The 26,302-nt window shown below is 61.3% G+C and carries 27 protein-coding genes; 18 read left to right on the top strand and 9 right to left on the bottom strand.

Annotated elements, in window-relative coordinates; genetic code table 11:
• Positions 1–33 precede the first annotated feature (33 nt).
• From J3456_RS02510 to nthA, 3 genes are read right to left on the bottom strand one after another with little or no spacing between them, the layout of a single operon-like run.
• On the bottom strand, positions 34–360 hold the full coding sequence (locus J3456_RS02510; RefSeq protein WP_349578746.1) for a nitrile hydratase accessory protein: 327 nt from the start codon (positions 358–360) through the stop codon (positions 34–36).
• On the bottom strand, positions 357–1,031 hold the full coding sequence (gene nthB, locus J3456_RS02505) for a nitrile hydratase subunit beta (protein ID WP_349578745.1): 675 nt from the start codon (positions 1,029–1,031) through the stop codon (positions 357–359). The genes J3456_RS02510 and nthB overlap by 4 nt, the downstream gene beginning before the upstream one ends.
• The gene (gene nthA, locus J3456_RS02500) at positions 1,028–1,645 is read right to left on the bottom strand and encodes a nitrile hydratase subunit alpha (protein WP_349579128.1); all 618 of its coding nucleotides are present in this window, start codon (positions 1,643–1,645) and stop codon (positions 1,028–1,030) included. The genes nthB and nthA overlap by 4 nt, the downstream gene beginning before the upstream one ends.
• 353 nt (positions 1,646–1,998) lie before the next feature.
• On the opposite strand from nthA, the gene secG reads away from it, so the two are divergent.
• The 15 genes from secG to J3456_RS02425 all read left to right on the top strand — a co-directional run bounded on the left by secG (position 1,999) and on the right by J3456_RS02425 (position 16,178).
• On the top strand, positions 1,999–2,364 hold the full coding sequence (gene secG / locus J3456_RS02495) for a preprotein translocase subunit SecG (RefSeq protein WP_067627076.1): 366 nt from the start codon (positions 1,999–2,001) through the stop codon (positions 2,362–2,364).
• A 179-nt stretch (positions 2,365–2,543) separates the two neighbouring features.
• Positions 2,544–4,187: a CTP synthase gene (gene pyrG, locus J3456_RS02490; RefSeq protein ID WP_067627074.1), complete on the top strand. Its 1,644-nt coding sequence runs from the start codon at positions 2,544–2,546 to the stop codon at positions 4,185–4,187.
• A 218-nt stretch (positions 4,188–4,405) separates the two neighbouring features.
• Positions 4,406–5,197 carry a 23S rRNA (adenine(2030)-N(6))-methyltransferase RlmJ gene (locus J3456_RS02485; RefSeq protein WP_349578744.1) on the top strand — a complete coding sequence of 264 codons (792 nt, stop codon included), beginning with the start codon at positions 4,406–4,408 and terminating at the stop codon, positions 5,195–5,197.
• 3 nt (positions 5,198–5,200) lie between these two features.
• A complete protein-coding gene (locus J3456_RS02480; protein ID WP_067627071.1) occupies positions 5,201–5,494 on the top strand; it encodes a DUF1330 domain-containing protein in 294 nt (97 codons plus the stop codon).
• 85 nt (positions 5,495–5,579) lie between these two features.
• Complete coding sequence (locus tag J3456_RS02475) at positions 5,580–6,017, top strand: tellurite resistance TerB family protein (RefSeq protein WP_067627069.1); 438 nt, start codon at positions 5,580–5,582, stop codon at positions 6,015–6,017.
• 64 nt (positions 6,018–6,081) lie between these two features.
• Positions 6,082–6,522 (top strand): tellurite resistance TerB family protein, encoded by a 441-nt coding sequence (locus J3456_RS02470; protein WP_067938626.1) that lies wholly within the window; start codon positions 6,082–6,084, stop codon positions 6,520–6,522.
• A gap of 111 nt (positions 6,523–6,633) precedes the next feature.
• A complete protein-coding gene (locus J3456_RS02465; RefSeq protein WP_259945350.1) occupies positions 6,634–7,410 on the top strand; it encodes an ABC transporter ATP-binding protein in 777 nt (258 codons plus the stop codon).
• A 24-nt stretch (positions 7,411–7,434) separates the two neighbouring features.
• A complete protein-coding gene (locus tag J3456_RS02460) occupies positions 7,435–8,172 on the top strand; it encodes a transporter substrate-binding domain-containing protein (RefSeq protein ID WP_259945352.1) in 738 nt (245 codons plus the stop codon).
• A gap of 109 nt (positions 8,173–8,281) precedes the next feature.
• Positions 8,282–9,166 (top strand): ABC transporter permease, encoded by an 885-nt coding sequence (locus J3456_RS02455; protein ID WP_349578743.1) that lies wholly within the window; start codon positions 8,282–8,284, stop codon positions 9,164–9,166.
• On the top strand, positions 9,163–9,969 hold the full coding sequence (locus tag J3456_RS02450; RefSeq protein WP_349578742.1) for an ABC transporter permease: 807 nt from the start codon (positions 9,163–9,165) through the stop codon (positions 9,967–9,969). Before J3456_RS02455 ends, J3456_RS02450 begins: the two co-directional genes overlap by 4 nt.
• Positions 9,970–10,069: 100 nt before the next feature.
• A complete protein-coding gene (locus J3456_RS02445; protein WP_349578741.1) occupies positions 10,070–11,404 on the top strand; it encodes a glutamine synthetase family protein in 1,335 nt (444 codons plus the stop codon).
• A 10-nt stretch (positions 11,405–11,414) separates the two neighbouring features.
• Positions 11,415–12,104 (top strand): type 1 glutamine amidotransferase, encoded by a 690-nt coding sequence (locus J3456_RS02440; RefSeq protein WP_259945360.1) that lies wholly within the window; start codon positions 11,415–11,417, stop codon positions 12,102–12,104.
• Positions 12,104–13,465 carry a glutamine synthetase family protein gene (locus J3456_RS02435; protein WP_349578740.1) on the top strand — a complete coding sequence of 454 codons (1,362 nt, stop codon included), beginning with the start codon at positions 12,104–12,106 and terminating at the stop codon, positions 13,463–13,465. The genes J3456_RS02440 and J3456_RS02435 overlap by 1 nt, the downstream gene beginning before the upstream one ends.
• Positions 13,466–13,479: 14 nt before the next feature.
• Positions 13,480–14,784 (top strand): NAD(P)/FAD-dependent oxidoreductase, encoded by a 1,305-nt coding sequence (locus J3456_RS02430; RefSeq protein ID WP_349578739.1) that lies wholly within the window; start codon positions 13,480–13,482, stop codon positions 14,782–14,784.
• A gap of 215 nt (positions 14,785–14,999) precedes the next feature.
• Positions 15,000–16,178: a DegT/DnrJ/EryC1/StrS family aminotransferase gene (locus J3456_RS02425; RefSeq protein WP_349578738.1), complete on the top strand. Its 1,179-nt coding sequence runs from the start codon at positions 15,000–15,002 to the stop codon at positions 16,176–16,178.
• Positions 16,179–16,224: 46 nt separating this feature from the next.
• Here J3456_RS02425 and phaR read toward each other — a convergent pair whose 3' ends face one another.
• From phaR to J3456_RS02410, 3 genes are all read right to left on the bottom strand, one after another.
• Entirely contained in the window at positions 16,225–16,773 is a 549-nt protein-coding gene (gene phaR / locus J3456_RS02420; protein WP_259945368.1) for a polyhydroxyalkanoate synthesis repressor PhaR, read from the bottom strand.
• Positions 16,774–16,916: 143 nt separating this feature from the next.
• Positions 16,917–17,360, bottom strand: coding sequence for a phasin family protein (locus J3456_RS02415; RefSeq protein ID WP_349578737.1), 444 nt, complete (start codon positions 17,358–17,360; stop codon positions 16,917–16,919).
• Positions 17,361–17,512: 152 nt separating this feature from the next.
• Complete coding sequence (locus J3456_RS02410) at positions 17,513–19,318, bottom strand: PHA/PHB synthase family protein (RefSeq protein WP_349578736.1); 1,806 nt, start codon at positions 19,316–19,318, stop codon at positions 17,513–17,515.
• A gap of 50 nt (positions 19,319–19,368) precedes the next feature.
• Here J3456_RS02410 and phaZ point away from each other — a divergent pair, with 50 nt between their 5' ends.
• Complete coding sequence (gene phaZ / locus J3456_RS02405) at positions 19,369–20,670, top strand: polyhydroxyalkanoate depolymerase (protein ID WP_349578735.1); 1,302 nt, start codon at positions 19,369–19,371, stop codon at positions 20,668–20,670.
• 9 nt (positions 20,671–20,679) lie between these two features.
• Here phaZ and J3456_RS02400 read toward each other — a convergent pair whose 3' ends face one another.
• The 3 genes from J3456_RS02400 to J3456_RS02390 form a co-directional block, all read right to left on the bottom strand.
• The gene (locus J3456_RS02400) at positions 20,680–21,390 is read right to left on the bottom strand and encodes an alpha/beta fold hydrolase (protein WP_067622867.1); all 711 of its coding nucleotides are present in this window, start codon (positions 21,388–21,390) and stop codon (positions 20,680–20,682) included.
• 142 nt (positions 21,391–21,532) lie between these two features.
• Entirely contained in the window at positions 21,533–22,285 is a 753-nt protein-coding gene (locus J3456_RS02395; RefSeq protein ID WP_349578734.1) for an alpha/beta hydrolase, read from the bottom strand.
• Positions 22,286–22,336: 51 nt separating this feature from the next.
• A complete protein-coding gene (locus tag J3456_RS02390) occupies positions 22,337–23,623 on the bottom strand; it encodes an MFS transporter (protein WP_349578733.1) in 1,287 nt (428 codons plus the stop codon).
• Positions 23,624–23,795: 172 nt separating this feature from the next.
• Between J3456_RS02390 and thrS the strand changes: the two genes are divergently transcribed.
• Positions 23,796–25,742 carry a threonine--tRNA ligase gene (gene thrS / locus J3456_RS02385; protein WP_349578732.1) on the top strand — a complete coding sequence of 649 codons (1,947 nt, stop codon included), beginning with the start codon at positions 23,796–23,798 and terminating at the stop codon, positions 25,740–25,742.
• 223 nt (positions 25,743–25,965) lie between these two features.
• Entirely contained in the window at positions 25,966–26,268 is a 303-nt protein-coding gene (locus J3456_RS02380) for a BufA1 family periplasmic bufferin-type metallophore (RefSeq protein WP_349578731.1), read from the top strand.
• Positions 26,269–26,302: the final 34 nt, after the last annotated feature.

Here is a 26,302-nt window from a genome sequence, read left to right as displayed (position 1 = left end):
GCGTGTGAAACTCGAAAAAACGCGGGAGGGGATTTAGACGCTCGGCCCCGCCTTCAGATGCACCGGATCGCCATGCGGCGTGCTGAGATAGGCGGCCTCCCACCCGTCGCGCAGGCTGCGCAGATCACCGGGGCGGGCATGGCCTGCGTCGATCAACAGGGTTTCGAGGGTTTCCAGCCAAGCGTTGAAATAGTCCTCTCCGCCGTTCAACGCGCGCGCCAGCCCATGCCGGGCGAGCGTCGCGCCAAAGCGGTCGGCCCAAAAGGGCCAATCGAAAAGGCCGCTCTCGTTCAGATGCACCGTCAGCGCGAAAACCTGCGCGTGCCATGGCGCCTCAAAGACGGGTTCCGGGGCGCTCATGGGGCCTCCAGATAGCTTTGCCACAGGTCGAGCACGACCTCATCGCGGGGGTGTTCGGGATGCGCCCAAAGTTCAGAGGCCGGAAAGGCTACGGCGTAAAGCGGCTCGGGGGCTTCGCCCAGATCATGGGCGTTGCTGTCGGGCAAGACATGTGTGCCATGCAGCCGCAGCACCCGGCCCTGCGCGCCCGCGGCATAGGCAGGCAGCCGGGTGTGCCCGCCGGGAACAATGGTGTTTTCAGGCTGCTTGCGGGTGACGACCGCATCGCCGGGCGCAAAGATCGCCGCGATGGCTGAGGGACGATCCGCCGGGCCGCCACGGGCCAGCACCCCGGCCACCTGCGGCGCTTTCGTCGCCTTTTCCGCCAGCGGGCTGGGCGCAGGATCGGCCTTGCCCGCCAGTTCCTCACGGCTGACCACCCCGCGGGCGACCAACATATCGGCCACCCCGGCGAGCCACTTTTCATAATAGCTGAACCGCATGTAATCGGTGGGGGCGAGACATTCGCGAGCATGGCGCGAGACGTCGATGTTCCATTTGCCCAAGGTGCCGGTGGCCAAGGTCAGCGCCAGCGCGCGGCGGTGCCACTCGGCGTGAAAGATCACGTCTTCGCCCTCGGGCGTCACCGGGCCATCGCCGAAGCGCCCGCCCATATCATGCACGCGGGTCATGGCGCTTTGGCCAATCCGGTGCCGATCATACTGTCGCGGGTGACAAGATCGGCCAGCGCTGCGACATTCATGCCCTCGCTCCCCGCAGGGCGCTGCGGGATTACGAGATAGCGCACCTCTGCCGTTGAATCCCAGACCCGAACGGCGGTGTCTGCGGGCAGTTCGACCCCGAATTCAGCAAGCACCTTGCGCGGTTCGCGCACCACGCGGGCGCGGTAGGCGTCGGATTTATACCAACCTGGCGGAATGCCCAGAAGCGGCCAAGGGTAGCAGGAGCACAGCGTGCAGACGACGATGTTATGCACCTCATCCGTATTCTCGACCGCGACCATATGTTCGCCCTGCCGCCCGAAGAACCCCATCTCGGCCACCACCGCAGTCGCATCCTCAAGCAGCGCCGCGCGAAAATCAGGATCGCTCCACGCGCGGGCGATAACCTCGGCCCCGTTGCGCGGGCCGATGCGGTTCTCATAGGTGTCGATGATCTCATCCAATGCAGCGGGGTCAATCAGCCCCTTGGCCGTCAGCAGCGTTTCCAGCGCCTTGACCCTGAGCGCAGGCTCGGGCGGCAGCAGGGCATGGGGGTGATCGTGGTCTGGATGATCATGAGGCATGGCGGCAGACTGCCCCAGAGGGGATCGGCTGTCCATCGCCGATCACGGGCAATCCCTTCATTTCTCTGCAAAGAAAATGGGCGAATTTGCCCGCATTTCATGCTATAGTATTCCTACGAAGCGAGTCTGCACCACCTTAATTCCAGGATAACCCTCTTACATATTGTGGTTGAGTACTGCTTCAAAAGACCGTCGCCCCCATGCGGCGGTCTTTGCTCGTGCCTTTCATCCGTCTGGTGCCCCCTCCCCGCTTTTCACCCCGGTCCGATCGCTGCTCGGCGGCAATCCACCCTTGCCCCCATGGGCAAAGACGAATAGATACCCGCCAACCAAAACCGAAAGCTGTCGTACCCATGGAAAATGTCGTTCTGATCATTCACCTGATTCTGGCCCTCGGCCTGATCGCCGTGGTACTGCTGCAACGGTCTGAGGGCGGTGGCCTTGGCATGGGTGGCGGCGGCGGTGGTGCCGTTTCGGGCCGCTCTGCCGCGACGGCACTGGGCAAGGTGACATGGATCCTTGCCGCTGGTTTCATCGCCACCTCGATCACGCTGACCATCATCGCGGCGGAAAAATCCGCAGGCTCGTCGGTCATCGACCGGCTGAGCGCGACACCGCCCGCCCAGAACCAAGATGGCAGCCCTGCCCTGCCTGCGGGCGACGATCTGCTGCCGCCTTCCGCGGATGGCAACTCACCGCTGGTCCCTGCGGCCGATTAAGCTAACGAACACAAAACCTTGAGGCACGGCCTTGTTCCGCAACTGCATGTTGCGGCAGGCCTTGCCTCACACGCACGAATCCTGTAAGGCTTAAATCCCGTGGTGCTGCGGTTTTCCGCAGCGCGTTTGGCTGGTTTTTGCCTGCAACAAACTTTGATTTCACGGGGGTCTCCGATCACATGGCACGCTATATCTTCATCACAGGCGGTGTGGTCTCGTCGCTGGGCAAGGGTCTGGCCTCGGCGGCCTTGGGCGCCTTGCTTCAGGCACGCGGTTTTTCGGTTCGTCTGCGCAAGCTGGACCCCTACCTGAACGTCGACCCCGGCACGATGTCGCCATTTGAGCATGGCGAAGTCTTCGTCACCGATGATGGCGCGGAAACCGATCTTGATCTTGGGCACTATGAGCGCTTCACCGGCGTGGCCGCGCGCAAGACCGACAGCATCAGTTCGGGCCGGGTCTATTCCACCGTGCTGGAGAAAGAACGCCGCGGCGATTATCTGGGCAAGACCATTCAGGTTATCCCCCACGTCACTAATGAAATCAAAGACTTCATCGATATCGGCGATGATGAGGTCGACTTCATGCTCTGCGAAATCGGCGGCACCGTGGGCGATATCGAAGGTCTGCCCTTCTTTGAAGCGATCCGCCAGTTCAGCCAGGACAAGCCGCGCGGGCAGTGTATCTTCATGCACCTCACGCTGCTGCCCTACGTCAAAGCCAGCGGCGAATTGAAGACCAAGCCGACGCAGCACTCGGTCAAAGAGCTGCGCTCAATCGGCATCGCGCCCGACATTCTGGTCTGCCGGTCCGAGGGCCCGATCCCCGCGAAAGAACGCGAGAAACTGGCGCTCTTCTGCAACGTACGCCCGGATTCGGTGATCGCCGCGCAAGACCTTAAATCGATCTACGAAGCGCCCTTGGCCTACCACCGCGAGGGGCTGGATCAGGCGGTTCTGGATGCCTTCCAGATCACCCCTGCCCCCAAGCCGAACCTGCGCCGTTGGGAAGACGTGGCCGACCGCATCTACAACCCCGAAGGCGAAGTCAAAGTCGCCATTGTCGGCAAATACACCCAGCTTGAAGACGCCTATAAATCCATCGCCGAGGCGCTGACCCATGGCGGCATGGCCAATCGGGTCAAGGTTAACGTGGAATGGGTCGACGCCGAGATTTTCGACAGCGAAGACCCCGCGCCGCATCTTGAAGGTTTTCACGCGATCCTCGTCCCCGGCGGCTTTGGCGAGCGTGGCACCGAAGGCAAGATTAAGGCCGCGCAATATGCCCGCGAGCACAAGGTCCCCTACCTCGGTATATGCCTTGGCATGCAGATGGCGGTGATCGAAGCCGCGCGAAACGTGGCCGGGCTGAAATCTGCGGGGTCGGAAGAGTTTGACCATGAGGCAGGAAAAAAGCGTTTTGAGCCGGTGGTTTACCACCTGAAAGAATGGGTTCAGGGCAACCACAAGGTGGCGCGGAAGGTCGATGACGACAAAGGCGGCACCATGCGTTTGGGCGCCTATGACGCGACGCTGGCCGAAGGCTCGCGCGTGGCCGAAGCCTATGGCACCACCACGATCGACGAACGCCACCGCCACCGTTATGAGGTCGACATCGCCTATAAGGAACAGCTTGAGAAGGCTGGGCTGAAATTCTCGGGCATGTCGCCGGATGGCAAGCTGCCAGAGATCGTGGAATGGTCGGATCACCCGTGGTTCATCGGGGTGCAGTTCCACCCTGAGCTGAAGTCAAAGCCGTTTGATCCGCATCCCCTTTTCAAGGATTTCGTGCGCGCCGCGAAGGATGTGTCGCGGTTGGTATAAGATCGAAGGCCCGAGCGTTAAACGCCGGGCCTTTTTTCTGTCTGGCAGCCATCAAAGGGCCCGAAAACAAGCCGCAGGTGCTGGGCCATCGCCTGCCCGCCCGCCGCGCCGTAGGCGTGCCATCGTTCGTTCGTCGCACCTGCGGTGCGACGGGCCAGGCGATGGCCCTCTCCGCTCTTTCGCGTTGCACCCGCCGACCACTCCGCTACAGCTAGGCCATGCTGAGCTATCAACACATCTACCACGCCGGAAACCTTGCAGACGTGCAGAAACACGCGCTTTTGGCGTGGATGCTGTCGTATCTCACCCGCAAGGACAAACCGCTCACCTATCTGGAAACCCACGCAGGCCGGGCGCTCTATGACCTGTCGGACGCGGCGGCAGAAAAGACCGGCGAGGCGCGGCAGGGCATCGACAAGGTGGCCGATTGGTTCGCCCCCGATCACCCTTATTCCCAAGTCTTGCAAGACCTGCGCGAGACCCACGGCCCCCGCGCCTATCCCGGCTCTCCTCTGCTGGCTGCAAAACTGCTGCGTCCCGATGACCGCATCCATCTGGCCGAGTTGCACCCCCAAGAGCACAGCGCCCTTGATCTGGCGATGTCGCCCTACCCGGCGAAATGCCACCTCAGCGATGGGTTCGAGATGGCCTTTGCCCTCACCCCACCGACGCCGCGCCGGGGGATGATGCTGATTGATCCTAGCTATGAGATCAAGACGGATTACGAGACCATCCCGCGCCAGATCGCCAAGCTGCATCGCGCATGGAATGTTGGAATCATCGCCCTGTGGTATCCGATCCTGACCAACCGCGCGCATATACCGATGCTCGACACGCTCACCGCCAACCACCCAGATGCGCTGCGCCACGAAGTGCGCTTCCCGCCTGCGCGCCCCGGTCATGGCATGGTCGGCTCGGGCATGTTCGTGATCAGTCCCCCCTACGGGCTGGCAACTGAGGCGCAGAACCTCACCGCCCGTTTCGCCACTTTGACCCAACAGGAGAGATAACAGATGCCAAAGGGCTATTGGATCGCCACAATGGATATCCACGACACTGCGATTTATGATAAATACCGCGCCGCCAATGCCAAACCGTTTGCGGATTATGGCGCGCGTTTCCTCGTGCGCGGCGGCACCCAACAGGTCCGCGAAGGCCAGATGCGCGCCCGCACTGTTGTCTTGGAATTCGACAGCTATGCCGACGCGGTCGCCTGCTACGAAAGCCCCGGCTACCAACGCGCCAAAGACATCCGCCTGAACGTGGCCGATGGGTCTTTGGTGATCGTCGAAGGCTATGACAGCTAAATCCATGCGGACCATTGCAGGAACCAGCGCGCCCCGCGCGCAGTTTCCTCTATGGCGACCCTGTTTCCTGCGATAAGTGAGCCCCATGCTGAACCGACTGTTCCCCCGCCGTAAGGCACAGCCGAAACCTCTGCCGCAGCCCAATGCCCAACTGGCACTGGGCGCGCTTTTGGTGCGCGTGGCCTTTGCGGATCGTAACTACCGCGCCTCTGAAATCGGCCAGATCGACCAGATTCTGGCGCGGACCTTTGGGTTGAAACCCATTGAGGCCGCCAAGCTGCGCGCCACGTGCGAGGCGCTGGAGCGTGACGCACCCGGCACGCCTGAGTTCACCCGCATCCTGCGCGAAGAGGTCGACTATGCCGACCGCAAAGCACTGGGTGAGGCGATGTGGCAGGTGGCTCTGTCGGATGGCGCGCGCAATGATGATGAGGAAATCCAACTTGTCGCCATCGAAACCGCGCTTGGCCTATCGGATGAGGATATGGCCGCAGCCCGTGCCAACGCCTTGAATACACTCTGAAAATCCCTTTCACACCGGGGAGAGGCTTGCCGGCCCCTTTCCGCAGCAGGATGATAACGCACTTATGTTTGGTGACTTTCTCAAACGGCTGACCCAGCCCGAACCCGACCCATTGGCCGACAACGATGCCCGCCTCGCGCTGACCGCGCTTTTGGTCCGCATCGCCCGGTCCGACAATGACTACGCAATGAGCGAACGGCGCTTGATCGACCGGATCGCGGCTGAACGCTACGGCCTGAATGAGGCCGACGCCACCGCCCTGCGCGAGGAAGCCGAGGCGCTTGAGGCCCAAGCCCCCGACACTGTGCGCTTTACCCGCGCGATCAAAGACGCGGTGCCCTATGAGCGTCGGCTAGAGGTGATCGAGGCGCTTTGGCAGGTGGTTTTGGCCGATGGCAGCCGCTCTGACGAAGAAGACGCGCTGCTGCGGTTGGTGTCGAACCTATTGGGCGTCACCGATACTGACAGCGCCATGGCGCGCCAGCGTGTCGCCAAGGAAAGCTGACCTAGCGTCAGCACCGGTGCTGTGGTGCAACGCGGGCCAAACTCTGCGTTGCAATTTCCGTCGATTCGTCGCTTTATAGCGCACTGAAATGACAGATTGGCGACAGTTTCCGTGACGACAGATACCCCGGTTATCCAGATCAAGAACCTTCACAAAGCCTATGGCTCACTGGAGGTTCTCAAAGGGGTCGATCTAACCGCCCCGCGCGGCCATGTGATCTCGCTGATCGGCTCATCGGGCTCTGGCAAGTCCACCCTTTTGCGCTGCTGCAACCTGTTGGAAGACAGCCAACAGGGCGAGGTGATTTTCAAAGGCGAACCGGTGCGGTGGAAAGGCAACGGCCACCACCGCTGCCCGGCGGACGCCAAACAGGTGCTGCGCATTCGCACCAACCTGTCGATGGTGTTCCAGCAGTTTAACCTCTGGGCGCATATGTCGATCCTGCAAAACGTCATGGAAGCCCCGCTGACCGTGCTGGGCCGCGACCGGGCAGAGGTGGAGCGCGCCGCGCGCGGCTATCTCGAAAAGGTCGGCATCGGCGACAAATGCGATGTTTACCCCGCGCAACTGTCCGGCGGCCAGCAACAGCGCGCCGCCATCGCCCGTGCACTCTGCATGGAGCCCGAGGCGCTGCTCTTTGATGAGCCGACGAGCGCGCTCGACCCCGAGCTGGAGCAGGAAGTCGTCAAAGTTATCAAGGATCTGGCCGCAGAGGGGCGCACGATGGTGATCGTGACCCATGACATGAAACTGGCGGCTGACGTCAGCGATCATGTCGTCTTCCTGCACAAAGGTCTGATTGAAGAACAAGGGACGCCCGAAGAAGTCTTCGGCGCGCCCAAATCGGAACGTCTGCGTGGGTTCCTTTCGGCAACCCAGCCTGCGTAAACAAAAACCAAAGGGAGTTACCAAATGAAAAAGATCCTACTGGCAAGCGCCGCGCTCAGCATGACTGCTGGTTTCGCGATGGCCGAAGCCCATGGCAAAACCATCCGCATGGGCACCGAGGGCGCCTACCCCCCCTACAACTTCATCAACGATGCGGGCGAAGTCGACGGTTTCGAGCGTGAACTGGGCGACGAGCTGTGCAAACGCGCCGAGCTGACCTGCGAATGGGTCAAAAACGACTGGGACAGCATCATCCCCAACCTCGTGTCGGGCAACTACGACAACATCATGGCCGGCATGAGCATCACCGATGAGCGCCGCGAAGTCGTGGCCTTTACGCAGGACTACTATCCGCCCACCGCGTCCGCCTATGTCGCGGCTTCTGAAGGTGCGGATATCGAAGGCGGGGTTGTTGCCGGTCAGACAGCCACCATCCAGGCCGCGCATGTTGCCGAAAGCGGCGCCACGCTGATCGAATTCGCAACCCCCGAAGAAACCGTCGCGGCCGTGCGCAACGGCGAAGCCGACGCGGTTTTCGCTGACAAAGATTACCTCGTGCCGATCGTCGAGGAATCCGGCGGTGAGCTGATGTTCGTGGGCGATGACGTGCCGCTCGGCGAAGGCATCGGCATGGCGCTGCGCCAATCCGACGGCGAACTTCTGGAAACCTTCGACGCGGTAATCACCGAGATGAAGGAAGACGGCTCGCTGAACGAAATGCTCAAAAAGTGGTTCGGCGACGACACCAACACCTACGAGTGATCCAACCTCAGGCGCGCCCCTCGCGGCGCGCCTGACCTTCCCTGCGCGGCACTCTCGCGCGGATCAGCCCTCGCGCAGCACCCTCGCGCGGACCAGCCCATGGGGGCCCATGTTTTCTTTCTGCTCTGACCCATCGATCCTGAACGACTGGTTCTGGACCGCCTGTTACCTGACAACCGGCGTTCATATGTCGTTCTACATGTCCTTCCTCAAGGTCTTGATGCTACTTGCCGTGACCGCGCCGGTGGCGCTGGCCTTCGGCTTTGGCGGGGCCATGATGGCGCGTGCGCGTTTCGCGCCGCTGAGTTGGGTCGGCAAAGGCTATATCGCGCTGGTGCGCGGTGTGCCGGATATCGCCTTCTTTCTGTTTTTCGTCATCGCCTTGGATCAGGGCATCGAATACCTGCGTCACAAGGCGCTCTGTTCCGATTGGGACATGCCGATCCGCCAAGGCAGTGATTTTGTGGTCTGTCAGGCCGCCAAAATGCCTTTGGGCAATGCCGCGCAATGGGTGCATGAGACCTATGGTTTCGGGCTTGCCGTCTTCACCTTTGCCATCGTCTTCGGCGCTTTCGCGGCCAACGTCCTGTTCGGTGCCATGCGCGCCGTGCCCCGGGCGCAGCTTGAAACCGCCGAGGCCTACGGCATGAACCACCGCCAGACCTTCTGGAGGGTGCTGGTGCCGCAGATGTGGGTCTATGCCTTGCCCGGTCTCAGCAACCTTTGGATGGTGCTGATCAAGGCCACGCCGCTGCTGTTTCTCTTGGGCGTCGAGGATATCGTCTATTGGGCGCGAGAGTTGGGCGGCACCAAGACGCCGCGCTTTACCGATTACCCGCACCCCGACTGGCGCATGTGGTACTTCCTCGGACTGCTGGTGTTCTACCTGCTCTTCACCCGGATTTCCGAGATTTCGTTGGACCGTCTGATGAAACGACTGACACGCGGCCAAGCCACCACCGGCGGCGAAGCCCAGCGGAGGGCCGACGCATGAGCTGTCTGCAAACGATCCAGGACTACGGTCTGCGCTCTCTTGGCTATGGTGAACGCCTGCTGCCGCGCGAGGGTTTCACGCTCTGCGAACAGTTCACGCTGATCGGCTCAGGGATGCTGTGGAACATCTACTTTGGCGTCATCGCCCTGCTGACCGGGTTCTTCTTTGCCACGGCGCTTGGCGTTGGGAAGGCCAGCACGAACCCTTGGTTCCGCAAACCGGCGGAGTGGTTCATCTTCATCTTCCGTGGCTCGCCGCTCTTCATCCAATTCTTCTTTGGCTACTTCCTGTTTCTGTCGCTGAAGTCCGAATACGCCTTTTTCGCCCCCTTCACCGCGGCATGGTTGGGGGCGCTGATCGTGCTCTTTCTCAACACTGCCGCTTATTCGGGCGAAATTTTTTACGGCGCACTGCAATCCATCCCCAAGGGCGATGTGGAGGCCGCAGATGCCTATGGTCTGTCGGGCTGGTCGCGCTTTCGCCGGGTGATCTGGCCCACCTCGCTGCGGCTCGCTTGGCCCGCCTATACGAACGAGGCGATTTTCCTGTTTCACGCTACAACACTGGTGTTTTTCAGCGGTTTCCCGGCATGGCAACAGCGCGGAGATGCGCTCTATTACGCCAGCTATTTTGCCGACAAAACCTTCAATCCCTTCGTGCCCTATCCCATTCTTGCCGGTTATTTCATCCTTCTAACGCTCTGCATCATTGGCGTCTTCGGTTTGATCAATTCCCGCCTCAACCGGCACCTGCCACAGGCCCAACGCCGTAAAATTCGCTTGCGTCCTAATTTGATCCGGTAGTATCCATTATTTGATCAAATTACGCGGCGCGTGGGCGCCAACCGCTTTTGCCCCCGGGTGAACCGCTTTGTGACATGCCCACCGCCTTTGCAGGTGACGTATGAACAACTGGCTTCGCAAAAACCCTCAGGTCCGCACCATTCGTGTGGCCGCCGCCGATCTCAACGGCCAAGCCCGCGGCAAACGCATTCCGTCGCGGTTTGCGGATAAAGTAACCACCGAAGGCACCCGCTTTCCGGTGTCGGTGCTGAACCTCGACATCTGGGGCGAGGATATCGACGACAGCCCGCTGGTGTTCGAGACCGGCGATGCGGACGGCGTGCTGAAACCGACCGAGCGGGGCTTCATGCCAATGCCATGGCTTGACGCGCCCTCGGCCCTGCTGCCGATCTGGATGTTCCGCGAAGATGGCCGCCCCTACCCCGGCGATCCGCGCCACGCGCTGCGCGCCGTGCTTGACCGCTACAAAGCGCGCGGGCTGACACCGGTCTGCGCGGTGGAGTTGGAATTCTTCCTGATCGACGATTCGGGCCGCAACCTTCAGGTGCCGATCTCGCCCCGCTCGGGCAAGCGGCGCAAGGCGGCTGAGACCATGTCGATCCGCGCGCTCGACCAGTTCGATCTGTTCTTCACCGATCTCTATGACGCCTGCGAAGAGATGGACATCCCCGCCGACACCGCCATTTCCGAAGCGGGTCTGGGCCAGTTCGAGATCAACCTGATGCATTGCGACGATGCGCTGCGCGCCGCCGACGACGCATGGCTGTTCAAGATGCTGGTCAAAGGGCTGGCGCGGCGGCACGGCTTTGCCGCAAGCTTCATGGCGAAACCTTACGAGGATTACTCCGGTTCTGGACTGCACACGCATTTCTCGGTGCTGGATGGAAATGGCGACAACATTTTTGACGATGGCGGGCCCAAGGGGACCGACACGCTGCGCCACGCCGTGGCGGGCTGCATGAACGCGATGCGGGGCTCGGCGCTGGTGTTCTGTCCGCATGCCAACAGCTTTGACCGGATGGTGCCGGAATCCCATGCGCCCACCGGGGTTTGCTGGGCCTATGAAAACCGCACCGCCGCGATCCGCATCCCTTCGGGCAGCCACAAGGCGCGGCGGATCGAACACCGCGTGTCGGGGGGCGATGTGAACCCCTATCTGATGCTGGCGGCCGTCTTGGGCGCGGCGCTCAACGGGATCGAAGATGGAGCAGAGCCGCCCGCCCCGATCGCCGGCAATGCCTATGCCGCCGATCTGCCGCGCATGCCCAGCGATTGGAAAACCGCCATCGACTTGTTTGAAAGTTGCCCCCAAGTCGCACGGATCTTTGCCCCCGAGATGGTCCGCAACTTCGTGCTGACCAAACGCCAAGAATTGCATTACATGCAGGAATTGACCCCAGAGGAACAGGTCGAGATCTACCTCGACACTGTGTAACAGGTGACACATGAAAATCGGCATTCTGCAAACCGGCCACTCCCCCGATGACTTCCGCGAACAGCTGGGCGACTATGGCGAAATGTTCACCAAGCTGCTGGACGGTCATGAGTTTGACTTTCAAATCTGGTCGGTTGTCGATGGGGTCTTGCCCGAAGGGGTGGATGAGGCCGATGGCTGGCTCATCACCGGGTCCAAACACGGTGCTTACGAGGATCACGACTGGATCCCGCCGCTGGAAGACTTCATCCGCGAGACCTATGCCGATGGCCGCCCGATGATTGGCGTCTGTTTTGGCCATCAGGTCATCGCCCAAGCGCTTGGCGGCAAGGTCGAAAAGTTCACCGGCGGCTGGTCCATTGGCCGCACCGAATACGACATGGACGGAGACAAGCTGGCGCTCAACGCATGGCATCAGGATCAGGTTGTCGAACTGCCCGAAGGTGCCAAGGTCGTCGCCTCATCTGATTTCTGCCCCTATGCTGCGCTGGCCTATGACAACCGCATCTGGACGGTTCAGCCTCACCCCGAATTCGGCCATGATTTCATCGACGGGCTGATCAAAACCCGCGGCAAGGGCGTGGTGCCAGACCACCAGCTTGAACAGGCCACCGCCGCGCTTGGTGGCCCCATTGATAACCAAAAAATCGCGGACCAAATGGCCGCATTCTTCAAAGACAACAGGAAAGAGAGGGCCTGATGGCCGAGGATTGGACAGAAGCACTACCCGAAGCGGCGCGTGCCTATCTTGAGGGCCGGCGTCTGGACGAAGTGGAATGTATCATCCCCGACCTGCCCGGCATCGCCCGCGGCAAGGCCGTCCCGGCGTCGAAATTCGCGCGGCAGGATTACTTTCACCTGCCCGACAGCATCTTTTACCAGACCATCACCGGTGAATGGGGCGAAGCGGCGGGCGACGATGGGTTCATCGAAAAAGACATGATCCTGCGCCCGGATATGGACACGGCTACCGCCGCCCCATGGACCGGGGACTGGACGCTTCAGGTCATCCACGACGCCTATGACCGCAACAATGAACCGGTGGCCTATTCGCCACGCAATGTGCTCAAGCGGGTGGTGCAGCTTTATCGCGACAAGGGATGGGAGCCTGTGGTGGCCCCTGAAATGGAATTTTTCCTTGTCGCCCGCAACATCGACCCGGCCAAGGAAATTCAACCGATGATGGGCCGCTCGGGCCGCCCCGCAGCAGCGCGGCAGGCCTATTCGATGACCGCCGTGGATGAGTTCGGCCCCGTCATCGACGACATCTATGACTTTGCCGAGGCACAGGGTTTTGAAATCGACGGCATCACCCAAGAAGGCGGCGCTGGCCAGCTTGAGATCAATCTGCAGCACGGCGACCCGGTGCGTTTGGCAGACGAAGTGTTTTACTTCAAACGGCTGATCCGCGAAGCGGCAATGCGGCATGAGTGCTATGCCACCTTCATGGCCAAGCCGATTGCCGATGAGCCGGGCAGCGCGATGCATATCCACCACTCGGTGCTGGACGTGAAAACCGGCGAAAACATCTTTGTCGATGCGGATGGGGAAGAGACTGCGCCCTTCAAGCACTTCATCGCCGGGCTGCAAAACCACATGCCCTCGGCGCTGGCCGTGATCGCGCCCTACGTCAATTCCTATCGCCGCTACGTCAAGGATCACGCCGCGCCGATCAACCTTGAGTGGGGTCGCGACAACCGGACCACCGGCATCCGCGTGCCGCTCTCGGGGCCAAAATCGCGCCGGGTTGAGAACCGCCTTGCGGGGATGGATTGCAACCCCTACCTCGGCATCGCCGCCAGCCTCGCCTGCGGCTATCTGGGATTGATCCAGCAGAAAGACCCGCTGCCCGAATTCAAGGGCGACGCCTATGTCGGCGAAGGGGACATCCCCCAAGTTCTGGGCCAAGCACTTGATCTGTTTGAAGAAGCCACGGAGCTGCATGAGGCTTTGGGGCCGGAGTTCGCCCGCGTCTATTCCATCGTGAAACGGGCGGAATACGAAGAGTTCCTTCAGGTCATCTCGCCTTGGGAACGTGAACATCTGCTGATGAACGTCTAACGCCCGGAGGCCCGATGAACCTGCTTTACGCCAACGACACGCCCGGCCAGTACCCCACAAGCTGGTACGCCGCCACCGCCACGAAGCACAGGGCCCACCCGCCGCTTCAAGGCGACACCAAAGCCGATGTCTGTGTCGTTGGTGGGGGCTATACCGGCCTTTCGGCCGCGCTGCATCTGGCCGAGGCGGGTTATGACGTGGTGCTGTTGGACGCGCAGCGCGTGGGCTTTGGTGCGTCGGGCCGCAACGGCGGGCAGTTAGGTTCCGGTCAGCGGGTTGAGCAGGACGGTCTTGAGAAAATGCTGGGCCAAGCGCATGCCACCAAGCTCTGGGAGATGGGGCAAGAGGCCAAAGCGCTGGTCAAATCGCTGATCGAAAAGCATGAGATCGACTGCCACCTGAAACCCGGCGTGGCATGGACCGGATCAACCGCCGCTGACGTGCGGCATCTGCACGACTATGCAGAGCATCTGCAAAAGAACTACGGCTATGATGAGATTGAGGTGTTGGATCACGCCGCGTTGCAATCGGTCTGCCCCTCGCCCGACTACAAGGGCGGTGTGCTGGATATGGGCGCGGCGCATCTGCATCCGCTGAACTATGCGCTCGGCCTTGCAAGCGCCGCCGGCGCCGCGGGGGTGCGTATCCATGAAACAAGCCCCGCCGATAATATCGTCGAAGGCAGCAAGGCGATTGTGCAGACCGCCACCGGCAGCGTCACCGCCGACCATGTGGTGCTGGCCTGCAACGGCTATCTGGGCAAGCTTAACGGCGACGTGGCCGCGCGGGTCATGCCAATCAACAACTTCATTGCCGCGACTGAACCATTGGGCGACCGCGTAAACGATGTGCTGCCCCGCGACGTGGCCGTGGCTGACAGCCGGTTCGTGGTGAATTACTTTCGGCTGTCGCACGACGGGCGGCTGCTTTTCGGGGGCGGCGAAAGCTACGGCTACCGGTTCCCGCAGGACATCGCCGCCAAGGTGCGCAAACCGATGTCGCAGGTCTTTCCGCAGTTGAGGGATGTGAAGATCGACTATGCTTGGGGCGGCACCCTGGGCATCACGATGAAGCGCCTGCCCTATGTCGCGCGGCTGGCGCCGAACATCTTGTCGGCATCGGGCTATTCTGGCCACGGGGTCGGCACCGCGACCCATGCGGGCTATCTAATGGCCAAGGCGATCGAGGGCGATGCTGCTGGTTTCGACACGATGGCCGCGATCCCGACGCAGGCATTTCCGGGCGGTGCCTCTCTGCGCAGTCCGCTGCTGATGCTGGCCATGCTTTGGTATGCGACGCGGGATCGGCTGGGTCTTTGACTTCGGCAGCGTGAGCGGCAATGGCGGGCGGCTCGTTTTGGGCGGGCTTTTGAAAAGCGGGGGCGCTGCCCCCATCGCGCCGGGGGCGCGATTCCCCCGCGGGTATTTGAGAAAGAATGAAGGAAGAACTGGGGTACGCGCTGGGCTGGTCTTCTCTTGGCCCGAGCAGCGCGTTGTTTTACAATTCTGGAAATCATTATTCAGGATTTTGAAATATGGCTTTGCCCGACATGCACCGCGCCGAACCTATTCCCGCTGAAGCCGAGGCCGCCATTGCGGCGCTTTTGCAAAGCGGTGATCTTTTTCGCTACACCGCGGCAAAGGACGCGCCTGTTTCCTTGCTGGAGGTCGAATTCGCGCGGATGATGGGCAGTGAATATGCCCTGGCCGTTTCTTCATGCTCCGCCGCGCTGTTTCTGTCCTTGCTCGCCCTAGACCTGCCGAAAAAGGCGTCGATTCTGATCCCCGGGTTTACTTTCGCCGCCGTGCCCTCTGCGGTGATCCACGCAGGCTGCAAGCCGGTGCTTTGCGAGGTGGGCGAGAATTACCGCGTCGATCTTGCGGATTTCGCCGCCAAATTGCCCGGTGTTCAGGCCGTGATCATCAGCCATATGCGCGGGCACACTTCGGATATGGATGCGATCACGGCGCTTTGCGAGGCCGCCGATGTGCCGGTGATCGAAGACGCTGCCCATTCGCTGGGTACGCTTTGGCAGGGGCGAAAGATTGGCACGATTGGCAAGATCGGCTGTTTTTCCTTCCAGTCCTACAAGATGATTAACGCGGGCGAAGGGGGCATCCTGATCACCGACGATGCCGATCTGGTGGCCCGTGCCATCATCATGTCGGGCGCCTATGAGCACAATTGGAGGAAACACGCAGCGCTGCAAGACAGCTTTGCCACATGGCAGAACCGGTTGCCGCTGTACAATCTGCGCATGTCGAACCTGTCGGCAGCGATTATCCGTCCGCAAATATCCCATCTGCCGCGCCGGGTGGCGGATGGGCTGCGCAATCATGATCACATGGCCGCGCGGCTGGCGACCTCACCGCTGATCGAGGTGCCAAGCCCTCTGCCCGGAGAGACCCGCGCGCCGGATTCTATCCAGTTTAATGTGGTCGGTCTGCCCGATGCAACGATCCGGGCATTTGCCGCGGCGGCTGATGCAGCGGGTGTGAAGGTGCAGGTCTTTGGCCAGAGCACCGACAACGCCCGGGCCTTTTGGAACTGGCAATTCATCGAAGACCTGCCTGACCTGCCGCGCACCCGCGCCATGCTGATGAGTGCCTGTGACGTGCGCCTGCCGGTTCAGTTGACGCTGGATGAGATCGACGCTGTGGCGGATGTGATCTTGGCGGCGCTGGCCGATGTGGCGGATGCACAGGCTGCATAGGGTGCACCGAAAGGAGGGAGCGCAGGGCTCCCTCTCCGGGGGTGGGTCAGTTCAGCTTTGACAGTTTGTCCTGCAATTCGGCCAACTGCTTTTTGATCGCATCCAGATCGTCGCCCTGTTCGGCCTGCGGCTTGGGTGGTTCCGGCGCGGTCGATTTGGCCCAGCCCCCTGTCATCGCTTTCATGAAGGCTTCTTGCTGCGCCTGCATCGCTTCCATACCGGGCATTTTGGCCATAGGGTTCATCGCGCTCATGTTTTCGACCACTTTGCTCTGCCCATCGCGGAGCATGTCGAAAGAGGCCTGCAAGAACTGCGGCACCACCGAAACATTGCCCGACATATAGCTGCGGACCAAATCGGTGAGCACATCGACCGGCAAGACGGCTTCGCCCCGGCTTTCGTGTTCGGCGATGATTTGCAACAGATATTGCCGTGTCAGGTCATCGCCAGACTTCAGGTCGACGATCTGAACCTCACGGCCATCGCGGATGAAACCGGCGATATCCTCCAAGGTGACGTAATCGCTTGTTTCGGTATTGTAGAGCCTGCGGCTGGCATAGCGTTTTATCAGCAAGGGCTTCGGTTTGTCCGCCATGATGTTACTCCCGACCAGTGGTGCTGCATCGCAGCTTAGGACAGGGATCGGCAAATAGAAAGAGCGCATGACAAAAGGGCAGGCCCGATTGGACCTGCCCTTTTTCTAGGCATCATGCCGAGAAGATAAAACCGACGGGCGGTTTACTTCACGGTGGATTTCTTGGCAGCAGCCTGAGCGTTCTCGGCTGTCTTGGTCGCTGCGGCAGTCGCGTCGCTCTGGAATTCTTTGCCAGCCGACATCATCAGCTCAACAGTGTCCAACTGCACTTTTTTCGCGATCTCGGCGAAGGCGGCCATATGCTCGGCCGCGGATTCAGCGGAGGCGGAAGCGAAATCGGTCATCGCTTTGGCGTAGTCTGTGGGCTCGGCTTTGACTTTGGTCATCTCGGTCAGGCGGGACAGAGTTTCTTTGGTCCAGGCGGTGGAGATGTCAGCCGATTTTTCAGCCGCGTCAAAAGCAACGCCCGAGAGTTTCTCGTTCAGGGAGGCGGTGTTTTTGAATGCGTCTTGCATGGCGGCGTTATCCACGGGGAAAGCGCCCATAATGTCTTTGAACATCGCGGTCATGTCAGGTGTCTTGGTCATGTCTCAATCCTTTTACTGCTGCTGTGGCAAGGGAGCGGGAAGACCCGTCCGTTTCGCGTCTGACCACAATATAGATGCCGCAGCGCAGCATTTCAAGGTTTTTTCTGCATTGCAGCATAAGCTGCCTAGCGCGCTAAGATTACGTAAGGTAATCAGTCATTTGCCTTGCGGGCCACATAGGCGCCCGGCGCGTCGCCGAGAACCTCGCGGCCATCATCGCCGGGAAAGCGCGCGGGAATCATAGCGCCTGCACGTTTGACCAGCCACTTGCCCCACCGCGGCCACCATGACCCCTCGTGATAAGTTGCGGCCTCGCGCCAGGCTGCGTAATCTTGACTAAGATCACCGTTCACATAGTGGCCGTATTTGTTGCGGCTGGGCGGGTTCACGATGCCCGCGATATGGCCCGATTGCGCCATGATAAAGGTCTTGTCCTTTGAACCCATCTGCTGCACGCCACGGTAGCAGTCTTTCCACGGCGCGATATGGTCGGTCTCGCAGGCCACTGCGCAGAGTGGCACCTCGATATCGTCGAGGGTCAGCCGCTCGCCCAGCAGTTTATACCCGCCCTCGGCCAATTCATTCCGTTGGCACAGGCCGCGCAGATATTGCACCGCCATCTGCCCCGGCAGATTGGCCCCGTCCCCGTTCCAATAGAGCAGATCAAAGGCCGGTGGGGTCTCGCCCATCATATAGCTGCGCACGGCGGGGCCATAGACCAGATCGTTGGAGCGCAGAAAAGAGAAGGTCCGCGCCATGACCACAGAGGGCAGAATGCCCTTATCCGCCGTCTCGGCCTCGATCCCGTCGATGAAGTCATTGGTGAGGAAGGGCTGGAATTCGCCCTGATCCGAGAAATCGGTGAGCGCGGTGAAGAAGGTCGCGGATTTGATCGACGTGTCGCTGCGTTTTTTCAACAGCGAGAGCGTCAGCGCCAGCGTGGTGCCTGCAATACAATAGCCGACGACATTCACGCGCTTTTCACCCGTGATCGCCTTCACCTCTTCAATCGCGGCGAGGTAGCCCTCTTCGACGTAATCCTCCATGCCGATCTGGGCATAGCTCACATCAGGGTTCACCCATGAGACGACGAACAGCGTGTGCCCCTGATCGACGAGCCATTTGACAAGGCTGTTCTGCGCCTTGAGGTCGAGGATGTAGAACTTGTTGATCCATGGCGGGAAGATCAGCAGCGGGGTCTTGTGCACCTCTTCGGTGCTGGGCGTGTATTGGATCAGCTCGAACATGCGGTTGCGAAACACCACCTTGCCGGGCGTGGTGGCGATGTTACGGCCCAACTCGAAGGCGCTGTCATCGGCCAGTTTAACGACCAACTCACCGTTGTTGGCCTCCAGATCAGCGATCAGGTTTTCCAGCCCCTTCACAAGGCTCTCGCCCTCGGTCTCTACCGCGCGCTCCAAAACATCGGGGTTGGTGGCAAGGAAATTGGTCGGCGACATCATCGCAATGATCTGCTGGCTGAAATAGACCAGCCGCTTCTTCTCGGCCGGGTCCATGTCTTGGGCGTCTTCGACCGCTTGGCGCAGCGCTTCGGCGTTGATCAGATACTGCTGTTTGATGAAGTTGAAATAGGGGTGGGTCTGCCACAGCGGATTGGCAAAACGTTTGTCGGTGGGCGCCTCCCCCTCGACCGGGGCCAGCCCGCCCTTGGCCAGCGCCTGCTGCGCCTCGACGAAATGGGCGACCGATTTGGTCCAATAGCCCATCTGATGCTCCATCAAACGGGCCGGATTTGTCATCGCCTCGGCCCAGTAAGACTGTGCTGCTTTTGCGAAAAGCTGTTGGTTCGGCCCGTCCAACGCGGGCTGATGGCCCTCGCGCTGCGACATCACGCGGGTCAGGCGCTTACTTAATTCTTCAACCTTTTTCAGGTTTTGCGCCATTCGAGACAGGGCTTGAGGCTCAGTGATCTCGGGATTTTCGGATTCTGTTGTCATCTTAACCCTTACCTCCTATCTTTGCAGGTGCAGCATAAAGGAGCCCCCACATGCGCTATATGGCCACCTACGACATGATGGAGTCCATCCGGAATACCAATCAATGGCTCGGCGCTTCGGCGCTTGCTATGGCATCCTACCCGGCTTTCTCTCTGTTTCCAAACCCTGCGATGGAATGGCTCGCCGCATGGGGCGAAGTGACGGAGCGTAGTTTCGCCCGCATGGTCGTGAAGCCCGATTGGGACATCCCCCCGGTGGTCGGTCCCACAGGCCAAGATTGTCTGGTCAGCATCGAGCCGGTGATGGAACGCCCCTTTGGCGATCTGCTGAAATTCTCGGTCCAAGGCCGCAAAGAGACGGGCCGCAAGGTTCTGCTGGTCGCGCCGATGTCCGGTCATTATGCCACGCTCCTGAGGTCCACTGTGATCTCCCTGCTGCCTGATTGCGACGTCTATGTGACAGACTGGCACAATGCGCGTGATATTCCAGTTAGTGCGGGCAAGTTCGACATCGAGGATTATACGCTCTACCTCGTTGATTTCATGCACCACCTTGGCCCCGACACCCATGTGATCGCCGTGTGTCAGCCGGCGCCCCTGACGCTTGCCGCCACCGCCTATCTGGCCGAAGAAGCGCCCGAAGCGCAGCCCCGCTCGCTGACGTTGATTGGCGGCCCAATTGACCCGGATGCCGCGCCTACCGATGTGACCGACTTTGGTCATAGTGTCACCATGGGCCAGCTTGAGCAGTTGATGATCCAGCAAGTCGGCTTTAAATACGCGGGCGTGGGCCGCAAGGTCTATCCGGGGCTGTTGCAACTGGCGTCGTTCATTTCGATGAACAACGACACCCACCGCGATGCCTTTACCAATCAAATCACCCGCGTGGCGCAAAAAGCGGCGCATGAGCATGACAAGCACAACAAGTTCTACGACGAATACCTCGCCGTGATGGACATGCCGGCGGAGTTCTACCTCTCAACCGTGCAGCGCGTGTTTAAGGAACGCGAGATCGCGCGGAACGTCTTTACCGTGGCGGGCCGTCAGGTCGATATCGGCAAGATTACCACGGTGGCGGTCAAGACGGTTGAGGGCAGCAAGGATGACATCTCTGCCCCCGGCCAATGCATCGCGGCGCTTGATCTGCTGACCGGTCTGCCGGATTCCAAAAAGGCCAGCCATCTCGAAGATGGGGCGGGCCACTACGGGATCTTCGCGGGCGCAAGCTGGCGCAATAATATCCGGCCCTTGGTGCTGGACTTTATCGATGCCAACAATGGCCAGGCCGAGCCGAAAACGCCCGAGTCTCAGAAATCCGCGCCCAAGAAGACCGACAAACCGGCAGTGGCCTGAGCCGCCGCCCTACTGCAGCACCAGAGGTTGATGCAGCCAGTCGCGCAGCGCGGCGGTTGTGGCCTCTGGTGCCTCTAGGCTGGGCCAATGGCCTGCATCCTCCAGCACCGTCAGCTTGGCATAGGGGATCATCTCGGCCATAAAGGCGTGGCGTTTGACCGGGCAGAGCATGTCATGCTCCCCACAAAGCACCAGTGCCGGCACCTTGCATTTGCGCAGCACCGCTTGCTGGTCCCGCCGCCGTTGCAGAGCACGGGACTGGCGCACAAAGGTATCGCCGCCTAGCGTCTCGGCCATCTCCATCGCGCGGGTCAGCACCTCGCCCCGCCCCTTGCCGGGGGCGAGAAAGCCCGAGGCCATCCGCGCCTGCATCGCTTCCCCCAGCTTGCCGGATTGCGCCATGATGATCTGCGGCTCCCGGTCCGCGGCGATGGCGGGCAGTTCGGCCAGCACCTGCGTCGCCAACAAGGCAATGCGGCTGATCCGGTCGGGGGCGCGACGCAAAAGCTCCAGCGCCACCACACCGCCCATGCCCTGCCCCACCAGCGCGAAACGCGGTGGCAGTTGATCCAAAAGGCCCGAGGCGATCTCTTCGATCCGTTCCCCTTGGGTGATCGGAGCCAGCACCACCGTGCTGCGCGGGGAAAGTGCTCGGACCTGTGGCGTAAAGACACGGGCGTCGCACATCATGCCGGGCAGCAGAACAAGCGGCTCAGCCATTGCGCAGGCTCCGCTGCGGTATGCGGTTGAAATGACGTGGTTTCATGCCGTCCCCCTTGGGTTTGGCGGTCTCTTAGCATGGGTGGTTTGGGGTGGCATCGGGGGCGCAACCTTATCGGCGGTTCCATGCCCGCGCCTCGGGTCAGCCCTCTTTGCCGGAAACCTCGTTTATCGCCGCGACGATCATCGCCAGACAGCGCGCGTCTGAGAAGCGGTGATCGGCGCCTTTGACCAGCGTCAGTTGCATATCGGGGCTCTGCGCGTGCTCCAGCAGCCGCACCGCCGTGGCCGTACTGACGGCCGTATCGGCCGTGCCCTGCAGCAGCCGCACGGGGAACGGCAATTCGAGCGCCTCCCGCAGCACCAGCCGCTTGCGCCCATCCTCGATCATGCGGCGGGTGATGACATAGGGCTCCATATAGTCCGACGGCAGTTCGACCTGCCCGACCTCTGCCAACGTCTGTTTCTGCGCCTCGGTGAAATTCGCCCAGTATCCGTCTTCGGTAAAATCAGGTGCAGCGGCGATGCCGACCAGCCCGGCAATGCGCTCTGGCAGGTGCCGGGCCAAAAGCAGCGCCTGCCAGCCGCCCATAGACGACCCTACGACGACCAGCGGTCCCTCGGTCAGTGCTGCGACTGCGGCCAGCGTATCTTCGTGCCAATCGCCGATGCAGCCTTCGGTAAAGCTGCCCGAGGATTCCCCGTGACCGGAGTAGTCGTACCGCAGAAACGCCCGCCCCTCGGCCCGCGCCCAGTCTTCGAGATAGACCGCCTTGGTCCCCATCATGTCGGACTTCAGCCCGCCGAGGAAAACCACGCAGGGCTCCGCCCCTTCGGTCTTGTAATAGGCGATGCGCCGCCCCTCTGGGGTGTCGATGAATTTGCTGTCTGACATGCTGCCTCCGTCTTTGGCCCAATCATGGGCATCGCCGCGGATGAGGGCAAGTCAGTCCTCGGAAAGATGCTCAACCTCCGGCAGCCAATGGGCCAGAACCGCGGCGGCGACCGCCATCACGGCAAAGAGCATCAGCGTCGCCTGCGCCCCGATCAGCGCAGCACCACCGCCCAGCACCCCGGCCAGCAGCAAAAGCAGCCCGATCACCGTATTGCTCACGGCGGCATAGGCGGCGCGCTGGTCTTTCGGGGCCATGTCGACCAGGTAGGTCGAGCGCCCCTGCCGTACGCCGTGATAGGCGATCATCAGGATAAACAGCACGCCGGGCATCGCCCAGACCGCCTGCGCCATGCCAAGAAACCACAGCCCCACCGCCAGCGCCATCGCCAGTGCGCCGACGATGCCTGTCAGCATCAGCACCCGGCGGCTCGACATATCTGACAGCCGCCCCCAGACATAGGAGCTGACCAAGGACGCCAATGCCGAGGCCAGCACCAAAGCGCCCAACTGCCCCAACTGCCCGCTCTCCGACGATCCGGCCAGCACCACCAGATAGGGCGGCGCAAGGGCGGTCGACACCAAAAGCCCGCGCACCAGAATGAACAGCCACAGGTCGCGATTGCCGCGCAGCAGTTTGAAATCCACGCCATTGTTTTTTTCGGTCTCGCTCGGCGTCTCTTCAATCGTCGAGAAGAGCAGCGCCGCCGCGACCCAAAGCCCCGCTGCCAGCGCAATCGCCACCACGACGACACCGCGGCTTTGAAACAGACCCGACATCAAGAGCCCGGCAAAGATCACCACCCCGACCGAGGACACGGACCCCGCCAGACCGGTCACCGATCCACGCCGGGTTTTACCCACGGTCTTGCCCAGAATTTCCTTGAACGACACCGAACAGGCGGCGCGGCAAACGGCCAACAGCGCGAGGGCGGCGCAGATGGCATAGCCCGCCGTGGCCCCTTCAAGGCTCAGCGCGGCAAGGGCGATCAGCGCCGCCGCCGCTCCCTGCCCGACCGAGCCCCAGACCCAAGCCCATTTGCGCCGCGCCATGCGCTGCACCACGCCCGCCAGCGCGATCTGCGGCAAAAGCGATCCGGCCTCACGGATCGGCACCAGGGCGCCCGCGAAAACCGCAGGCGCGCCGAGGGCACTCAGCAGCCACGCCAACACCAGCTTGGGATCGATCAGCCCATCGGCCACTTTGGTCATCGACAACGACAGGATATGGCGCAGCCCATTGCGCGCCTCGGCCCGCTGCGCCTTGTCGTCCAACCCCGGTGCCGGGTCATCCGCCCCCGAAATCGTCTCGAAAGCGCGCTGCGCCGTGTCGTCTTGCATGTGACCCATCCTTGTTGTTGCCCGCCTGACATAGCGCGCCGCCGCAGGGCCGCAACTTCCCCGCACAAGCTCTGCTTGCATTGACAAGACGCCCCCGCCCCGCCACATAGGCGCAACACATAACCCGCAACCGGGCGTCTCGTAGGCGCCAAACCGACGAGGAGCGCCCAAGATGGCCCAAATCTCCCTCACCCTTCCCGATGGCAATAGCCGCCAATATGACGCCGGTATCACCGCTGGCGAAGTGGCCGCCGACATCTCAAAATCCTTGGGCAAAAAGGCCATCAGCGCCACCGTCAACGGTGCGCATTTCGATCTGGCGTGGCCGATCGAAGCGGACGCCGACATTGCGATCCACACCATGGCCGACGAAGAACAGGCCAATGAACTGGTGCGCCACGATCTCGCGCATATCATGGCCCGCGCCGTGCAGGAAATCTGGCCCGACACCAAAGTGACCATCGGCCCGGTGATCAAAGACGGCTGGTACTACGACTTTGACCGCAAAGAGCCCTTCACCCCCGAAGACCTCGGTGCGATCGAAAAGAAGATGAAAGAGATCATCAACAAACGCGACGCCGTCCGGACCGAGGTTTGGGACCGCGACCGTGCGATCAAGCATTATGAGAACAACGGCGAGCCTTACAAAGTCGAGCTGATTAACTCGATCCCCGGCGATGAGCCGCTGCGGATGTATTGGCACGGCGACTGGCAAGACCTCTGCCGTGGCCCGCACCTGCAACACACTGGCCAAGTGCCGGGCGACGCGTTCAAGCTGATGTCCATCGCCGGTGCCTATTGGCGCGGTGACAGCGACCGTGCCATGCTGCAACGGATCTACGGCGTGGCCTTCACCGGCAAGGAAAAGCTGCGCGCGCATCTCAACATGCTCGAAGAAGCCGCCAAGCGTGACCACCGCAAGCTGGGCAAAGAGATGGGCCTGTTCCACATGCAGGAAGAGGCGCCCGGCCAAGTCTTCTGGCACCCCAACGGCTGGCGCATCTACACCACCTTGCAAGACTACATGCGCCGCATGCAGGACCGCGACGGCTATGTCGAGGTGAACACTCCCCAGGTCGTCGACCGCAAACTGTGGGAAAAATCCGGCCACTGGGACAAATACCAAGAGAACATGTTCATCGTTGAAGTCGACGAGGAACATGCCCGCGAAAAAGCGGTGAACGCGCTCAAGCCGATGAACTGCCCCTGCCACGTGCAGGTCTTCAACCAGGGCCTGAAATCCTACCGCGACCTGCCGCTCAGGATGGCCGAGTTCGGTTCCTGCGCGCGCTATGAGCCTTCGGGGGCGCTGCATGGCATCATGCGGGTGCGCGGCTTTACCCAAGACGATGGGCATATCTTCTGCGCCGAGGATCAAATCACCTCGGAAACCGCCAAGTTCATCGCCTTTCTGTCGAAGGTCTATGCCGACCTCGGGTTTGAGAACTGGACCATCAAGCTCTCCACCCGCCCCGAAAAGCGGATCGGTTCCGATGAGACATGGGACAACATGGAGCAGGCGCTTGGCGATGCCTGCAAGGCCGCGGGCTATGACTTTGAGGTGCTGGAGGGCGAAGGCGCCTTCTACGGGCCGAAGCTCGAATTCACCCTGACCGATGCCATCGGCCGCAACTGGCAGTGCGGCACCCTACAGGTTGATGCCAACCTGCCCGAGCGGCTGGAGGCCAGCTACATCGGGCAGGACGGCAACAAGCACCGCCCTGTGATGCTGCACCGCGCCACTTTGGGCAGCTTCGAGCGTTTCATCGGTATTCTGATCGAGGAACACGCTGGCAAACTGCCCTTCTGGCTCGCTCCGCGGCAAGTCGTCGTCGCCTCCATCACCTCCGAAGCGGATGACTATGTCGCCGAGGTCGTCGAGACCCTTAAGGCCGCTGGCGTCCGCGCCGAAGCGGATATGCGCAACGAGAAGATCAACTACAAGGTCCGCGAGCATTCGCTGGGCAAGGTGCCGGTGATCCTCGCCGTGGGCGCGCGCGAAGTTGAAGAGCGTACCGTTTCCGTGCGCCGTCTGGGGCAAAAGCAAACGTCGGTTCAGCCCCTCGATGCGCTCACCGCCGAACTGGCGCAGGACGCGACCCCGCCTGACCTGCGCTAACAGCCTGTAACAAAACTGCGCTCCGGCGGCCTTTTGGGTAATTTGCCCTCTGCCCGCGGGAGCGTTTTTGTAACAATTCGCGCCTTCCTGCGCGGGATGGTTGCAATTTTCACTGGTTTTCGGCGTATTTTCTGACGGGACTGTGACACACTCGCTCGTGACTGGCTTGTGAGGGAACGGGCTGCTCTAGTAAGCCTGTCCAAACATCAGGAAGGAAACCACAATGTCCAACACACTTAAAACCGCCGCCATCGCAGGGGCCGTCGCTGCCGCACTCGGCAGCCACGCCACCACCGCCACAGCCGCCTCGCAAGAGAAATGCTACGGCGTGTCGCTGGCCGGTGAGAACGATTGCGCCGCCGGACCCGGCACCACCTGCGCCGGCACATCCGTTACGGATTACCAAGGCAACGCATGGTCCCTTGTCGACGCAGGCACCTGCGCCGAGATCGACCTGCCCGACATGGCAGACGGGACCGAGCGGACCGGCTCTTTGGAAGCGCTCGACCGCGACCTGCCCGCTTAATCTATAGCGTTCCGGGCGGCATCCCCGCCCGGAA

This window comes from Sulfitobacter sp. NFXS29 (assembly GCF_040148765.1).
GTDB lineage: Bacteria > Pseudomonadota > Alphaproteobacteria > Rhodobacterales > Rhodobacteraceae > Sulfitobacter.
The sequence above is the reverse complement of the archived record's forward strand: the minus strand, read 5'-3'. Positions and strand labels throughout refer to the sequence as shown.

Bases quoted from the DNA above. Each gene is read 5' to 3' on its own strand.
- J3456_RS02390 (WP_349578733.1), bottom strand. From the start codon at position 23,623: ATGCAAGACGACACGGCGCAGCGCGCTTTCGAGACGATTTCGGGGGCG.
- nthB (WP_349578745.1), bottom strand. From the start codon at position 1,031: ATGACCCGCGTGCATGATATGGGCGGGCGCTTCGGCGATGGCCCGGTG.
- phaR (WP_259945368.1), bottom strand. From the start codon at position 16,773: ATGGCGGACAAACCGAAGCCCTTGCTGATAAAACGCTATGCCAGCCGC.
- J3456_RS02485 (WP_349578744.1), top strand. From the start codon at position 4,406: ATGCTGAGCTATCAACACATCTACCACGCCGGAAACCTTGCAGACGTG.
- J3456_RS02415 (WP_349578737.1), bottom strand. From the start codon at position 17,360: ATGACCAAGACACCTGACATGACCGCGATGTTCAAAGACATTATGGGC.
- J3456_RS02380 (WP_349578731.1), top strand. From the start codon at position 25,966: ATGTCCAACACACTTAAAACCGCCGCCATCGCAGGGGCCGTCGCTGCC.
- J3456_RS02480 (WP_067627071.1), top strand. From the start codon at position 5,201: ATGCCAAAGGGCTATTGGATCGCCACAATGGATATCCACGACACTGCG.
- secG (WP_067627076.1), top strand. From the start codon at position 1,999: ATGGAAAATGTCGTTCTGATCATTCACCTGATTCTGGCCCTCGGCCTG.
- J3456_RS02475 (WP_067627069.1), top strand. From the start codon at position 5,580: ATGCTGAACCGACTGTTCCCCCGCCGTAAGGCACAGCCGAAACCTCTG.
- J3456_RS02430 (WP_349578739.1), top strand. From the start codon at position 13,480: ATGAACCTGCTTTACGCCAACGACACGCCCGGCCAGTACCCCACAAGC.
- J3456_RS02435 (WP_349578740.1), top strand. From the start codon at position 12,104: ATGGCCGAGGATTGGACAGAAGCACTACCCGAAGCGGCGCGTGCCTAT.
- J3456_RS02460 (WP_259945352.1), top strand. From the start codon at position 7,435: ATGAAAAAGATCCTACTGGCAAGCGCCGCGCTCAGCATGACTGCTGGT.
- J3456_RS02400 (WP_067622867.1), bottom strand. From the start codon at position 21,390: ATGGCTGAGCCGCTTGTTCTGCTGCCCGGCATGATGTGCGACGCCCGT.
- J3456_RS02445 (WP_349578741.1), top strand. From the start codon at position 10,070: ATGAACAACTGGCTTCGCAAAAACCCTCAGGTCCGCACCATTCGTGTG.
- J3456_RS02510 (WP_349578746.1), bottom strand. From the start codon at position 360: ATGAGCGCCCCGGAACCCGTCTTTGAGGCGCCATGGCACGCGCAGGTT.
- J3456_RS02455 (WP_349578743.1), top strand. From the start codon at position 8,282: ATGTTTTCTTTCTGCTCTGACCCATCGATCCTGAACGACTGGTTCTGG.
- J3456_RS02450 (WP_349578742.1), top strand. From the start codon at position 9,163: ATGAGCTGTCTGCAAACGATCCAGGACTACGGTCTGCGCTCTCTTGGC.
- J3456_RS02395 (WP_349578734.1), bottom strand. From the start codon at position 22,285: ATGTCAGACAGCAAATTCATCGACACCCCAGAGGGGCGGCGCATCGCC.
- thrS (WP_349578732.1), top strand. From the start codon at position 23,796: ATGGCCCAAATCTCCCTCACCCTTCCCGATGGCAATAGCCGCCAATAT.
- nthA (WP_349579128.1), bottom strand. From the start codon at position 1,645: ATGCCTCATGATCATCCAGACCACGATCACCCCCATGCCCTGCTGCCG.
- phaZ (WP_349578735.1), top strand. From the start codon at position 19,369: ATGCGCTATATGGCCACCTACGACATGATGGAGTCCATCCGGAATACC.
- J3456_RS02440 (WP_259945360.1), top strand. From the start codon at position 11,415: ATGAAAATCGGCATTCTGCAAACCGGCCACTCCCCCGATGACTTCCGC.
- J3456_RS02470 (WP_067938626.1), top strand. From the start codon at position 6,082: ATGTTTGGTGACTTTCTCAAACGGCTGACCCAGCCCGAACCCGACCCA.
- pyrG (WP_067627074.1), top strand. From the start codon at position 2,544: ATGGCACGCTATATCTTCATCACAGGCGGTGTGGTCTCGTCGCTGGGC.
- J3456_RS02425 (WP_349578738.1), top strand. From the start codon at position 15,000: ATGGCTTTGCCCGACATGCACCGCGCCGAACCTATTCCCGCTGAAGCC.
- J3456_RS02410 (WP_349578736.1), bottom strand. From the start codon at position 19,318: ATGACAACAGAATCCGAAAATCCCGAGATCACTGAGCCTCAAGCCCTG.